General features: G+C 64.6%; 12 protein-coding genes. 3 read left to right on the top strand and 9 right to left on the bottom strand.

Annotated features, from left to right (window positions below; genetic code table 11):
- Nucleotides 1-366 precede the first annotated feature (366 nt).
- The 8 genes from nadD to AC1DE1_RS09290 all read right to left on the bottom strand — a co-directional run bounded on the left by nadD (nt 367) and on the right by AC1DE1_RS09290 (nt 9118).
- Nucleotides 367-999: a nicotinate-nucleotide adenylyltransferase gene (nadD, locus tag AC1DE1_RS09325; protein ID WP_121878460.1), complete on the bottom strand. Its 633-nt coding sequence runs from the start codon at nt 997-999 to the stop codon at nt 367-369.
- Nucleotides 996-2006 (bottom strand): DNA polymerase III subunit delta, encoded by a 1011-nt coding sequence (holA, locus tag AC1DE1_RS09320; protein WP_441602688.1) that lies wholly within the window; start codon nt 2004-2006, stop codon nt 996-998. Before holA ends, nadD begins: the two co-directional genes overlap by 4 nt.
- A gap of 14 nt (nt 2007-2020) precedes the next feature.
- Nucleotides 2021-2581: an LPS-assembly lipoprotein LptE gene (locus AC1DE1_RS09315; RefSeq protein ID WP_441602687.1), complete on the bottom strand. Its 561-nt coding sequence runs from the start codon at nt 2579-2581 to the stop codon at nt 2021-2023.
- Nucleotides 2582-2586: 5 nt separating this feature from the next.
- The gene (leuS, locus tag AC1DE1_RS09310; protein ID WP_477175469.1) at nt 2587-5349 is read right to left on the bottom strand and encodes a leucine--tRNA ligase; all 2763 of its coding nucleotides are present in this window, start codon (nt 5347-5349) and stop codon (nt 2587-2589) included.
- A 227-nt stretch (nt 5350-5576) separates the two neighbouring features.
- Nucleotides 5577-6191, bottom strand: a complete 615-nt coding sequence (locus AC1DE1_RS09305) for a PqiC family protein (RefSeq protein ID WP_477175468.1) — start codon at nt 6189-6191, stop codon at nt 5577-5579.
- Complete coding sequence (locus AC1DE1_RS09300; RefSeq protein WP_477175467.1) at nt 6188-7864, bottom strand: PqiB family protein; 1677 nt, start codon at nt 7862-7864, stop codon at nt 6188-6190. The genes AC1DE1_RS09305 and AC1DE1_RS09300 overlap by 4 nt, the downstream gene beginning before the upstream one ends.
- Nucleotides 7857-8480, bottom strand: a complete 624-nt coding sequence (locus tag AC1DE1_RS09295; protein WP_441602683.1) for a paraquat-inducible protein A — start codon at nt 8478-8480, stop codon at nt 7857-7859. The genes AC1DE1_RS09300 and AC1DE1_RS09295 overlap by 8 nt, the downstream gene beginning before the upstream one ends.
- Nucleotides 8477-9118, bottom strand: a complete 642-nt coding sequence (locus AC1DE1_RS09290) for a paraquat-inducible protein A (RefSeq protein ID WP_441602682.1) — start codon at nt 9116-9118, stop codon at nt 8477-8479. Before AC1DE1_RS09290 ends, AC1DE1_RS09295 begins: the two co-directional genes overlap by 4 nt.
- A 140-nt stretch (nt 9119-9258) precedes the next feature.
- Between AC1DE1_RS09290 and trxA the strand changes: the two genes are divergently transcribed.
- Complete coding sequence (gene trxA, locus AC1DE1_RS09285; protein WP_477175466.1) at nt 9259-10122, top strand: thioredoxin; 864 nt, start codon at nt 9259-9261, stop codon at nt 10120-10122.
- A gap of 89 nt (nt 10123-10211) precedes the next feature.
- Here the strand turns inward: trxA and AC1DE1_RS09280 are convergent, their stop codons facing one another.
- Entirely contained in the window at nt 10212-12212 is a 2001-nt protein-coding gene (locus tag AC1DE1_RS09280) for a S9 family peptidase (protein WP_477175465.1), read from the bottom strand.
- Nucleotides 12213-12412: 200 nt separating this feature from the next.
- Between AC1DE1_RS09280 and AC1DE1_RS09275 the strand changes: the two genes are divergently transcribed.
- Together AC1DE1_RS09275 and AC1DE1_RS09270 are read left to right on the top strand one after the other, a co-directional pair.
- Nucleotides 12413-12901: a DUF4442 domain-containing protein gene (locus AC1DE1_RS09275; protein WP_477179062.1), complete on the top strand. Its 489-nt coding sequence runs from the start codon at nt 12413-12415 to the stop codon at nt 12899-12901.
- A 95-nt stretch (nt 12902-12996) separates the two neighbouring features.
- Nucleotides 12997-13665, top strand: a complete 669-nt coding sequence (locus AC1DE1_RS09270; RefSeq protein WP_477175463.1) for a DUF502 domain-containing protein — start codon at nt 12997-12999, stop codon at nt 13663-13665.
- Nucleotides 13666-13672 lie beyond the last annotated feature (7 nt).

Here is a 13672-nt window from a genome sequence, read left to right as displayed (position 1 = left end):
GCGCACCCTGTGCGCGACAGCCACGCTGCGGTGTACCGCTCCGTAGGTTTGTCGCGCACAGGGTGCGCTCCCACAAAGAGCCGACCGGCAAGGTTGATCCTCAACCCACGAACCTGCATAACCCTTGTAGGAGCGCACTTGTGCGCGACCGCGGCGCTTGGATGTACGGCTCCGTCAGGTGTTCGCGCACAGGGTGCGCTCCTACACAGAGCGGGGCCGTAACACTAAATCCGAGACCGTGCGCGGCCTTGTAGGAGCGCACTCGTGCGCGACCGCAGCGTTTGGGTGTTCCGCTCCGTCGGCTGGTCGCGCACGAGTGCGCGCCTACAAAGGGATTGGTCACGCCACCGCAGCGGCGCAATTCCGCTATGCGCGATACGGCGCGAGCACCGACGGGTCTTCAAACAGCCCGCAGGGCAACAGGTAACGCGGATCGCGGCCTTCGGCCAACAGATCGCGGATACGCGTGGCGGAAATTTCCAGCGGCGTCACCGCCAGCTCGATGACTTTGCCGCCCGGCAACTCTTGCAATACCTTGGGGTCGCTCACGCGCCGCGGCAGGATTTCCACGGCCAGCTCCACCGACCACGCTGCATCGATGCCCGGTCGATTGAGCACGCCAATGTGCGCGTAGTCGAACAGTTCGCGCCAGCTGTGCCAGCTAGGCAGATTGGCGAACGCGTCGGCGCCCAGCAGCAAAACCAGGGGGCGATCGCCCTGCTCCTCGCGCAATTCGCGCAAGGTGTGGATCGTGTACGAGGGCCCCTCGCGGCGCAGTTCGCGCGTATCCAGGCTCAGGCGATCCTGGCCTTGCAGCGCTGCGTTCAACATCGCCACGCGCTGTGCGGGGGATGCAGTGGGCGCGTGACGATGGGGCGGCACGTGCGACGGCATCAGGCGAACTTCGGCGTCGAGCAGCTCGGACGCTTCCCAGGCGACGCTGAGGTGTCCCAGGTGCACCGGATCGAAGGTGCCGCCGAATAGCGCCAGCGGCTTCATGCCAGTGCGCCCGCCGCCCGCGGTTCGGCGATGGCGGCGATCAGGCGCTCGGCTTCCAGCCAGGCATCGCCTTGTTCGCGGCCTTTGGCCATGCGATCGATGCGTGCCGCGCGTGCCAGGCACTGCAGCCAGTGTTCGCGCGGCGCGCGGCGCAGTGCCTTGCGGAATAATTGTTCACGGGCCGGCCACAGGCGTTCCGCACGTGCCTGCGCGGCAAAGTCACGTGCATTGGCCAGGCGCAGTGCGAGCTGCAATTGATTTACCAGCCAGCCCATCAGGCCGATGAGCTCCTCGCCCTCGGCATGCAATCCGGCGAGTATATGCAGCGCACGACCGCCCTCGCCCGCAAACGCCGCATCGGTCAGTTTGAAAGCGTCGTAACGTGCACTGTCGGCAACGAGATCGGCCATCTCCTGCGCATCGATCTTGCCCTGTCCGTGCAGCACGACGAGCTTGTCGATTTCCTGTGCCGCGGCAAGCAAGTTGCCCTCGACGCGTTCGGCCAGCAAGGCGGCCGCATCCGGTGTGGCGGACAGGCCCCGCGACGACAATCGTGCGCCGATCCATGCAGCCCATTCGTTCGGGCGGGGCGCGTTGAACACCACCAGCGCGCCGGCGGCGTCGAGGTTCTTGGTCCAGGCGCCTTCGTGCTTGTTGCTCCAGTCCATCGCCGTGATCAGCAAGGTCACGTCGGGCGGCGGATTGGCGCAGAACTCGTTGATGGCCTTGGCGCCCTCGGTGCCGGGACGACCGGTGGGAAGACGCAGGTCAAGCAGGCGGCGCGTGGCAAAGAGCGACATGCCGGCGGCCGCACGCGCGAGGTCATCCCAATCGAAATGGTTGCCCACTTCCAGCACTTCGCGCTCGGCGTAACCGAGCTTGCGCGCCTGCGCGCGCAACGCGTCGGCCGCTTCCAGCACCAGCAGTTCTTCGCCAGCCAGCAGGTAGACCGGCCGCAGCTGATCGGCGGCCAGCGATTTCTGCCATTGCAAGGCGTTGAGCGGCATGACGGCCCGGTGTCTTAGTGCGTACTGCTGGCCGGAGCCGGCTGGGCTTCCTGCGCTGCCGCGGCAGCCGCAGTCTGGCCCGGATGGCGGCCAGCGGCCTGCAGTCGGAACAGGATGGCGTCGACCATGTCGTCGTTGAGGCTGCCCTGGATCGCGTCCACCTGCGCCGTGGTGCCGACCGTGTTGGTCGCGTCGTAACTGAATTCGCGCTGCATATCGATGCGCTGATGCGGCAACATCGGCTGGCCGACGCCGTCTTTCACGTCGAACTCGACGTGATAGCGCACGGTGTATTCGGTCACGCGTGCCTGGCCGCTGACGGTCAGCGTATCGGTGCTGAACTGGGCCAGCGATGCATTGAGTTCCGCAATGCCAGTGCCGCCATGTTCCTCCACCGTGATGCCCGAGCTCGACAGCGCCCGCTCGAGCCCACGCTGGAGATTGACGTTGGCGGCGGTCACGTGGACGCGCTGCATGCCCGGGGGCAAGGCCACGCTTTGGCGCAGATGGAAGCCGCAGGCCGCCAGCACGGCGATGGACATCAACAGCAGCGAAGCTTGGAACACACGGCTCATGGATTTCATCCTGCGACGATGTTGACGATCTTGCCCGGCACCACGATCACCTTGCGCACGGTCTGGCCTTCCAGGAAGGCGGCAACCTGCGGGTGGGCGCGGGCCAGCACCTCGGCTTCTTCCTTCGACGCGTTGGCAGCCACCTCGATGGTACCGCGCAACTTGCCGTTGACCTGAACCGCAAGCGTGAGCGAGTCGCGCACCAGCGCGGCGCTGTCTACCTGCGGCCAGGCCTGATCTTCCAGCACCGACGCCGGATGGCCAAGCACCTGCCACAGCGCGTGGCTCACATGCGGCACCACCGGGTTGAGCAGCAGCACCATCGCCTCCAGCGCCTCATGGCGCACGGCGCGACCCTGGTCGCTCTGGTCGTTGAACTTGTTCAATGCGTTAAGCAGTTCCATCAGCGCGGCAATCGCCGTGTTGAAGGAGTGGCGGCGACCGAAATCGTCGCTCACCTTCTGGATGGTTTCATGCACCTGGCGGCGCAGCGTCTTCTGGCCGGCGTCCAGCGCGGACGGATCGACCACCGGATGATCCGGGTTGGACGCATGCGTGGTCACTTCGCGCCAGAAGCGGCGCAGGAAGCGCGCCATGCCTTCCACGCCGGCCTCGCTCCACTCCAGCGACTGCTCCGGCGGCGCGGCAAACATGGAGAACAGGCGCACGGTGTCGGCGCCGTACTTGTCCACCATTGCCTGCGGGTCGATGCCGTTGTTCTTGGACTTGGACATCTTCTCGGTGCCGCCAATCTTCACCGGCTGGCCGTCGTGCTTCGAACGCGCACCGATCACGCGCGCCTTGTCGTCGCGCTCGATCTCGACGTCGGCAGGGTTGATCCAGTCCTTCGAACCGTCGGCGTTGTCGCGATAGAACGTCTCGGCGATCACCATGCCCTGGCACAGCAGGTTGGTGGCCGGCTCGTCCGCTTTCACCAGGCCCGCATCGCGCATGAGCTTGTGATAGAAGCGGAAGTACAGCAGATGCAGGATGGCGTGCTCGATGCCGCCGATGTACTGGTCCACCGGCAGCCAGTAGTTGGCGCGCTCATCGACCTGGTCGCTCGCGCCCGGGCTGGTGTAGCGGGCGTAGTACCAGCTCGACTCCATGAAGGTGTCGAAGGTATCGGTTTCGCGCTCGGCCGGGCCGCCGCACTGCGGACAAGTCGTCTTGCGCCACTCCGGATCGGCCTTGATCGGCGAGCGCACGCCGGAGAACGCCACATCTTCAGGCAGCACCACCGGCAGCTGGTCTTCCGGCACCGGGACGGCGTCGCAGCTCGGGCAATAGATCACCGGGATCGGGCAACCCCAGTAACGCTGGCGGCTCACGCCCCAGTCGCGCAGGCGCCAGTTCACGCGGCGGATGCCCTTGTTTTCGCGCTCGAAGCGCGCGGCCATGGCGTCAAACGCCTGGCCGTAATCGAGCCCGTCGAATTCGTCGGAATTGACCAGGTAACCGCGCTCGGTAAACGCGCCGTCTTCCTGGATGCTCTGCTCGAACGATTCGATCAGCTGCACCGCGGCCGACGTTTCGTAGGCATCGATGTTGCCACCATTGCCCAGCGCGGCACGCATGGGATCGGCGCCGACGCCCTTGCGCAAGTCGTGATTGATCTCGGCCACGGCGTCGAGCACCGCGCGATCGACCACCACCATCTTGATCGGCAGGCTGTAGCGCTTGGCAAATTCCCAGTCGCGCTGGTCGTGGCCGGGTACGGCCATCACGGCGCCGGTGCCATAGCCCATCAGCACGAAGTTGGCCACGAACACCGGGATTTTTTCGCCGGTGAGCGGATGGATGGCTTCGATGCCGGTATCCATGCCGCGCTTTTCCTGCGTCTCCAGCTCGGCTTCGGACACGCCGCCGTGCTTGAGCTCGTCCAGGAAGGCAGCGAGCCTTTCGTTGCCTTGCGCGGCCTTGAGCGCCAGCGGATGCTCACCCGCGATCGACACGAAGGTGACGCCCATCAGCGTATCGGGGCGCGTGGTGAAGACGGTGAGCGGTTCGCGCTCGCCTTCCACGTCAAAATGGATTTCCAGGCCTTCGGAACGACCGATCCAGTTGCGCTGCATGGTCTTCACGGCGTCCGGCCAGCCCGGCAGCGTGTCCAGGCCGTCGAGCAGTTCCTGCGCGTAGTCGGTGATCTTCAGGAACCACTGCGGGATTTCGCGCTTTTCCACCAGCGCGCCGGAGCGCCAGCCGCGGCCGTCGACCACCTGCTCGTTGGCCAGCACGGTCTGATCCACGGGATCCCAGTTCACCACCGCGTTCTTGCGGTAGGCCATGCCCTTTTTCATCAACCGCGTGAACATCAACTGTTCCCAGCGGTAGTAATCGGGACGGCAGGTGGCGAATTCGCGGGTCCAGTCGTAGGCAAAGCCCATGCGCTGCAGCTGGCTGCGCATGTGCTCGATGTTCTGGTAGGTCCACTTGGCCGGCGCGGTCTTGTTCTTGATCGCGGCGTTTTCGGCGGGCAGGCCGAATGCGTCCCAGCCCATCGGCTGCAGCACGTTCTTGCCCTGCATGCGCTGGTAGCGGCTGATCACATCGCCGATGGTGTAGTTGCGCACATGGCCCATGTGCAGCGCGCCCGACGGATACGGGAGCATGGAAAGGCAATAGAACTTGGGGCGTGAAGGATCTTCCTTCACCTCATAGGCGCGCTGCTCGCGCCAATACGCCTGAGCGGCAGTTTCCAGCGCCTGCGGCTGGTAACCCTGCTCGTTGCCCTGGTCCTGGGAACCTTGATCCTGAATGTCCTGCATGTGTCCGGCGCCGTGTGTTTTGCGGGCTGCCACCGGCCTTTCCGATGGTCAGCTGGGAACGCGGCAGACTAGCAGAATTGGGGTCTGTTCAGCGCCAAACGGTGGCAAAACGGGCGCGCGCCTTCGTATTTCTGTGCGAGCGCACCCTGTGCGCGACAGGCGGCTGGGGCTTGCGCTCCGTAGGCTTGTCGCGCACAGGGTGCGCTCCCACAGGGTGTTCTGCAGCATCAACCCGCGGGGCAGCTCGCGCTCTGTCCAGCGGCCATGGCACCGGCCACCACACCAATCTGCCCGGCCAGGCGGTTGATCGCCTGCTGAAGTCCCTGCACGAGAGAGTCGTAGCCCGCGCCCACGGTTTCGCTGAAGCGGCTGGTGCAGGCCAGCGGGTCGCCGCCCTTCGGCGGGCGTACGCTCCAGGCGGCGTCGATATAGGCATAGCTGCCCGGCACGGAATCGAAGCGGCGGATATCGAGCTTGATGCGCACCGTGGCCTTGCCCTGGTTCGGCAGGCCGGTCACGTCCTGCGCGCGGAAATTGCGTGCCAGGTCGGCGGCGAGCGCGCCGCGCACTTCATCGCCCAGCGGCGCGATCCAGCGCTGGCCTTGCAGCACCGCCACGCCCTGCCCGCCTTCGCGTACCACCATCTGCGGCTGATCCACTTGGGCTGGCACCGTGACCGGCAGCAATTCGAACTGGAACGGCTGGGCCGTGGTCGCCACCGTGGCATCGCCACCGGCCGGCGGCACCAGGGTGTAGTAGCGCAGTGGCGGCGCCGAACCGCAGGCACCCAGCACCAGGGCCAGCGTGGCGACGGCCAGGTTCAATGTTCCCCAGCGCTTCATGGCTTGCTCCCTTGTGACGGTTCCACCGGCGCCGTCGATGGCGGCATCGGTGCCAGCTTGTCGTCGGCGCGCCGGCCGCGCAGCAGCGCATCCGGATGCGCGCCCAGATAGTCGGTCATGACGCGCAGCGAACGCGCCGCGCGTTGCAGCTCCTGCAGCGTGCCGCCCAGGCTCTGCTGCAGCTGCGAATCAGGCGCCAGCGCGTTGTCCGCATTGCCCAGCGTCTTCTGCGCGCCCTGCAGCGTGTTCTTCAATTCCGGCAAGACGCTGCCGTTGACCTGCTGCAAGGTCTTGTGCAGTTCGGCCAGCGACTGATCGAGGTTGTTGCCGATGCTGTCGAACGGCACCTTCTGGATCTTGTTGACGATATCGGCAATCTGCTGCTGGATCTTGTCGAAATCACCCGGCGCGGTGGGGATTTCCAGCGGCTTGGTGCGGCCATCGAAGTCCACCTTGGTCGCCTTGGGCAGGAAATCCATCGCGATATACAGCTGGCCGGTGAGCAGGTTGCCGGTGCGGGCCTGCGCACGCAGGCCGCGATCGACCAGCTTGCCCATCATCGCCGACATCTGCTCGTCGTCGCCTTGCGACTTGGCGATCGCCACCAGTTTGTCGTGCGCCTTGCCCAGGCGCGCCGGATACACCACGGCGCCCACGATGGTCGGGAAGGTCTGCGTTTTTTCGTCGTAGTCCAGGTTGATGGACACCACGCGGCCAAACGGCACGCCCAGGAATTCCACCGGTGCACCCACCGCCAGCCCGCGCAGCGACTGGTTGAAGCGCATGCGGATATAGCGAGGCTCGCCATCGGGCGGCGCCATCGCGGTGGCCTGATCGTTGAACAGGGTGAAGGCGTCGTTTTCCTGCGCCGGCGTCGCGTCATGCGGCCCCGGCGGATCCTGGAACGCGAGGCCACCCGCCAGCACCGTGGCCAGCGACTGCGTGTTGACCTTCAGGCCATCGGCGCCCAGCGATACGTCGACGCCGCTGGCATTCCAGAAGCGCGAGGACGTGGTGACGAACTGATCGTTGGGCGCATCGATGAAGATCTGCAGCGTCACGCCCTTGCCGTCCTTGTTGAGATGGTAGGACGAGACGCGCCCCACCTGGATACGGCGGTAGTAGACGGGCGAGCCGATATCCAGCGAGCCCAGGTCATCGGTGTGCAGGTCGAAGGTCCTGCCCGGCGCGCCATGCGTGACCGTGGGGGGCGTCTCCAGGCCCACGAAGTCTTCCTTGGGTTCCTGCGACTGCCCCGCGTCGGCACCGATGAATGCGCCGGAGAGCAGCGTATCGATGCCGGATACGCCACCGAGCCCGATGCGCGGACGCACCACCCAGAAGCGAGAGTCCGCCGTGGCGAAGCCCTTGGCGCTTTTTTCCAGCGCGACCTTGGCCACCACGTGGGTGCGGTCGTCGCTGAGGCGCACCGTGTTCACCTTGCCGATGATCACGCTCTTGTACTTCACCGGCGTCTTGCCCGGATCCAGGCCTTCGGCGCTCTGAAAACTGATGTTGATGGTGGGGCCTGCGTCGTACCAGGCGTGGATCACCAGCGAAAGACCGACCAGGGCCGCGATCACCGGCACCAGCCAGACCAGCGATGCATTGACGCGCGGCTTTTGCACGACCGGTTCGGGCAGATCGTCGGCGATGTTTTTATCGTCAGTCATCGGATTCCCTGCCATCCCAGATCAATCGTGGATCGAACGTCATCGAGGCGAGCATGGTAATCACCACGGTAAGCCCGAAAAACACCACACCAGGCAGGGGTTCCACCTGGCTGAAGAAGCCAAACTGCACCAAGGCCGTCAACAGCGCCACCACGAACACGTCCAGCATCGACCAGTAACCGATGAATTCCACCAACCGGTAAAGCCTCGATCGCTGCCGCTGCGCCCACTGGCTGCCGCGTTGCGAGCTGATCAGCAGCAGGCTCAGCGCGAAGAATTTCAACACCGGCACCACGATACTGGCCGTGAAGACGATGACCGCCAGATCGGGCGACCCCTTCCTCCACAGCTCGATGATGCCGCTGAGGATGGTGTTGTCGTCCACGTCGCCCAGGCTCACCGTGCGCATGATGGGCAAGACGTTGGCGGGCAAGTAAAACACGAATGCGGCGATCAGCAAGGCCCAGGTCCGCGTGTAGCTGGCCGATTTGCGCTTGTGCAGCGCGCAGCCGCAGCGTGGACAGACTGCATCGGGCGTCTTCACATCGCGGCAGACCAGGCGGCACACATGGCAGCCGATCAGGCCCAGGTCGCTGGCGCGAAGAAGCTCGCTCATGCCGGCGTCTCCTCGGTCAGATCCCAGAAGCGGCGCACGTCGATGCTGGAGAACGCCGTGATGATCAGCATGAGTACGCCATAGGCAAAGATGCCTGCATTGGGCTGCACTTCGAAATACATGTGCGCTTTGACGATGGCCACCAGCGCACCGAGCACGAAGACTTCGCTCATGGTCCAGGGACCCAGGCGATAAAGCATCACCATGATCCAGCGGAACCCCGGCGCGCGTCGCCGCAGACGCGCATAAGCCAGGATCCAGAACAGGAAGCCCATCTTGATGATGGGGAAGAAGAACAAGGTCAGGGCGGCAATCACCGCCACCACCTCGGCGTGCTCACGCCACATCATCATGATGCAGCCCCACAGCGTCGCGCTGATCAGCTGGCCATTGAGGCCCAGCGTCACGATCGGCCAGATGTTGGCCTGCACGAAGGCGATCATCGCGGTGATCACCAGGGCCAGCATGCCGCGCACTCCGATACTGTGATGGCGGGCGAGGATGGCGTCGCAGCGCAGGCAACGGGCCACTTCGCCACGGGCCAGCTTGCGACGACGGTAGACCGTGTCGCAGTGCTCGCATATCCACAGGGTGGGCGGCGCGATGGCGGGTTTGATGCCTTGCGATGGCATGCTCATGGGGGGATTTTCGCAAATATCCGTGTCTAGTGCCGCTGGGGCCGGACAAGCCGTTCAAGCTTGGGCGGCGTAAGCCCCTGCGACCTTGATATGCTGGCTGACGCCCTGATGTGAAGGGCATTCGTCAACGGGAGTCCCCAGTGAGTGCCACGACCGCCGATACGCATGTGTTTGACGTGCGCGAGGACAACTTCGAAGCCGAGGTGCTACAGGCCTCGCTGACCACGCCGATCCTGGTCGATTTCTGGGCGACCTGGTGCGGCCCGTGCAAGACGCTGGGCCCGATGCTCGAGAAGCTGGCCGGCGAATTCAATGGCGCCTTCCGGCTGGCCAAGGTCGATGTGGACAAGTCGCAGCAGCTGGCCGGCATGTTCGGCATCCGCAGCATTCCCACGGTGATGCTGGTGAAAGACGGCCAGATCCTCGATGGCTTCCAGGGCGCCCTGCCCGAGGGCCAGCTGCGCGAGTTCCTGCTGCGCCATGTGCAGCCGCTTGATGGCGCCGCGAACGATGAGCTCGAGGCGGCACCGGAGTCGCCGGAAGAAACCATCAATCGCATCCAGCAGGCCATCGCGGCCGAACCGGAACGCGCCGAGCTCAAGCTCGATCTCGCCCTGGCGCTGATGCGTGCTGGCAATGCCGACGCTGCCGAAGCGGAGCTTGGCTCCCTGCCCGCCAACCTGGCCACCGATGCCCGCGCCGTTCGCCTGCGCAGCCAGCTCGACCTGGCCCGCGCGCTCAAGGGTGCACCGTCACTGGCAGAGCTGCAGCAGCGCGTGCAGGCCGATGCCGGCGACTGGGCCGCGCGCGACCTGCTCGGCGTGCGCCTGCTGCTGGAAGGCGATGCCCCCGCGGGGCTGGATCAATTCCTGGTCACGCTGGAAAAGGCGCGCGACTGGAACGACGGCCAGGCAAAGAAGCGACTGCTGGCTGCCTTCACCACACTCGACGACGCCGAACTGGTCGGCCGCTATCGTCGCCGCATGGCGTCGCTGTTGTTCTGAGTCGGCTGCGCGGCGGGCGACATTCCTCGCCCGCCCCGTGACTTGCCATCCGAAGCCCATTCCCTGGCGGGAATGGGCTTCGCGTTTCATCAGGGCGAACCCGCCGCCGTCGCGCTACCGCCTGCATTGCTGCCGATATAGCGGTCGAGGAACTGCGTGACGCGTTCGTACAACTCGGCGGTGTTCTTCTCGTCATAGAAGCCGTGGCCTTCGTCGGACTTGTACAGCCATTCATACCCGACGCCGCGCTTGTCGAGCGCTGCGCGCATGCGCTCGGCGTGGACAGGCGGGACGTTCGTGTCCTGGCCACCTGCAATCAGCATGACGTTGGCCTTGAGCCGATCCACCTGGTTCACCGGCGAACGGGACGCCAGTTCCTGCTCGTCGTTGCCCATGCGCGCCTTCCAGAAATTCGAAGCCATGGTGTTGCCCGTCCCACCTCCCCGCGTAAGCGACAGGCCCAGGTCGTACACGCCCACATAGCCGATCGCGCAGCGATAGAGGTCCGGCTCCTTCATGGCGCCTTCGAGCGCCGCGTAGCCACCATAGCTACCGCCAAAAATGCAGATGCGCCCGGGCGTGGCAATGCCCTGCTTGATCGCCCATTGGGTGGCATCGGTTACGTCGTCCTGCATTTTGCCGCCCCATTCGTGATAGCCGGCACGCATGAAGGCGTTTCCGTAACCACTCGAGCCCCGAAAGTTCACCTGCAGCACCGCATAGCCGTGGGTGGCCAAGGCCTGCACCGTCGGGTCGTAGCGCCAGTAGTCGCGAACGCCAAAGGGACCGCCGTGGACATACACCACCAGCGGAAGATGCTTGGCCTCCTCCTTACCCGGCGGCGTGCTGAGATAACCATGGAGGGTGAGCCCGTCGCGTGCCTTCAATTCAATCGGTTGCATGGCGGCCATCTGGTTGGGATGGATCCAACTCGCCCGCTGCAATAGCGCGGAGGCCTTGCCGGTGGCGTTGTCCCACAGATAGAACGTGCCGGGGTCCATCGATGAATGGGCCACCACAATCGACTTGCTGCCGTCGCGCGAGCTCGACACGATGCTGACGCTCTCGCCCGGCATGGCGCGCGAGAGTGTGCCGATGACCTTCATCGCGTCGGAGCCCGCAACGAAAGCCTCCGCGGTGGGCGCGCCCGGATCGGAATACACACCTACCACGTCCAGGTCATCGAGGCTGTACACCAGGCTTTTGATCTCGACGGTGTCGCTGCTCCACAGCGGCTCGCTCATCTTCTGGGTGGCGACATCCCATTCGCAAAGAGCGGATACCTTGCCCGGCGCCCCGCACGAGCTATACACCTTGCTATCGTCCCGGCTGAAGTCCATTGCCCACGGCACGGTCTTTTCCGTCGTGCCCTGGTACAGAAGCGTCCACGGCTTGTCATCGCTCTGGCGGTAATAGACCACCGGGTAGGCGTGGCTGTCGTAGCCCTCGGCAAAGCGCACGGCGCCATGATTGTCGACGAGGAAATTGGCGTTGCGGAAGGGCGCCTTACCCAGCGTGCGCTTGGAACCGTCATTGACGTCCAGCAGATAGATGTCGTTGAAAGCACCCTCGGCGCCGGTATCCCACGGTGAGACCGAAATCAGGATGTGGCGAGGATCGTTGCGCAATATCGCGATCACCTCCCCATCTGCGCGCTCCGCCTCCTGATGCTGGATATGACTGGCGCTCGCCTGGCCACCGGCCCGGTAGCCGAAAAGAAGCTTGGGATTGCTGCCGTCGGCATCAACGGCAAAGATTTCGCCGGTGCCGAAAGGGCGATCCCAACCGGAAACTTTGGTGCCTTCGGTATAGATCACGCGATTGTCGTTGGCCCACCAGAAATCGACGACCTGGTTGCCCTCGCGTGGCGTCACCATCGCGCCCTTGTTCGTGCCCAGGTCAAGCAGCGCCAGCATGGGCTTGTTCTTCACCACCGTCGTGGCGGCAATGTGTCGACCGTCAGGCGAAATCTTCACTTCGCCATACTGCAGATGGCGCGCGAGATCATTGAACGTCACCTCCGCGGCCAACAACGGAGTCGACAACAGACAAAGCACGCCGAAAACGGCGCGCTGGATTCGCTTTTCCATGCATTCTCCCCTGTGGCGTGGCGCCCCATGCAGCCCCGCCGTGCGGCGAGTATAAGCACGAAACTTCTTGGCGGCAGCGCTCGCGCTTGGCCATTCGGGGCGAGGGCTCAACTAAGCCGAAGGCCTACCGCCAACCAAACCATACGCTTACGTATGTTTGGGCTATACTCGGCCGGTTTTCACCGTCCAGCCTATTGCCTATGCGCGCTTCGACCTTCCGCCGCCTGATGAACTTGTGGCCGCCCTTTCTGTTCAACAGCATTCGCGTCCAGCACGTGTCCGAGGACTGGTCCGAGCTGCGGGTGGTGCTGCGGCTGCGCCCATGGAACCGCAACTACGTGCGTACCCAGTTCGGCGGCAATCTGTTTGCCATGACGGACCCGTTCTGGATGTTGCTGGCCATGCATCAGCTGGGCAACGACTACTTTGTGTGGGACAAGGCCGGCGCCATCGACTTCGTCGCGCCGGGTCGCGAGGATGTCTACGCCCATTTCAAGCTGAAGCCTTCGGTGGTCGACGAACTGCGCGTAGCCGCCGCCGGTGGCGACAAGGTGCTGCGCTGGTTCGACGTGGACATCACCACGCGCAGCGGCGAGGTGGTGGCACGTGTACGCAAGCAGCTGTATGTGCGACTCAAGCCCAAGGCGCGCAACGAGTCGACCAACGAGCAGCCGGCCACGACTGCCTAGCGATGTCGCCAGCGGGACACCGCGGCTGACGACTCGGGACGACGCGAAGCCAGTCCCGTGGGACAATCGCCGCGTCCCTTCCCCGGCATCCCTCCATGAAACGTCTGCGCATCAAGCGTTACCTGTTCACCGGCCTGCTCACCTTCATTCCGCTGTGGGTGACCTGGGTGGTGTTCAAGTTCGTGTTGAGCATGCTCGCCGGTATCGGCACGCCGCTGGCATCTGCGCTGCTGGCCACGCTGTCGTCCACCTCGCCGCTCGCCGGCATGGCGCTCAACAACGCGTGGATCACCTTCATCATTGCGCTGCTGCTGACGCTGGGCGTGCTGTACATCCTGGGCGCCCTCGCCAACCGCGTGATCGGCCAGCGCCTGATCGACGGCTTTGACGCATTGCTTGCACGCATTCCACTGGTGCAGACCATCTACGGCGGCACCAAGAAATTGATGGCCGTACTTCAACAAAAGCCTTCGGGCGTGCAGCGCGTGGTGCTGATCGATTTTCCGCGCAAGGGCATGAAGGTAGTGGGCTTTGTCACACGCGTGATGATCGAAGAAGGCACCGGTCGCGAAATGGCGGCCGTCTATATTCCCACCACGCCCAATCCCACCGGCGGTTATCTGGAAGTGGTGGCGGTGGAAGAGCTCACGCCCACCGACTGGACCATGGACCAGGCGATGGCCTTCATCATTTCCGGTGGTGCGGTGGCCCCGGACACCCTGCCCGCCTCGCCCGCCGCGCTCCGCGACGCGTCACCGGAATAATGTGGGA

The sequence above is a fragment of the Dyella sp. 05T440 genome (assembly GCF_056395965.1).
Note: the sequence above shows the minus strand (reverse complement) of the source record. Positions and strands in the feature narration are given on the sequence as shown.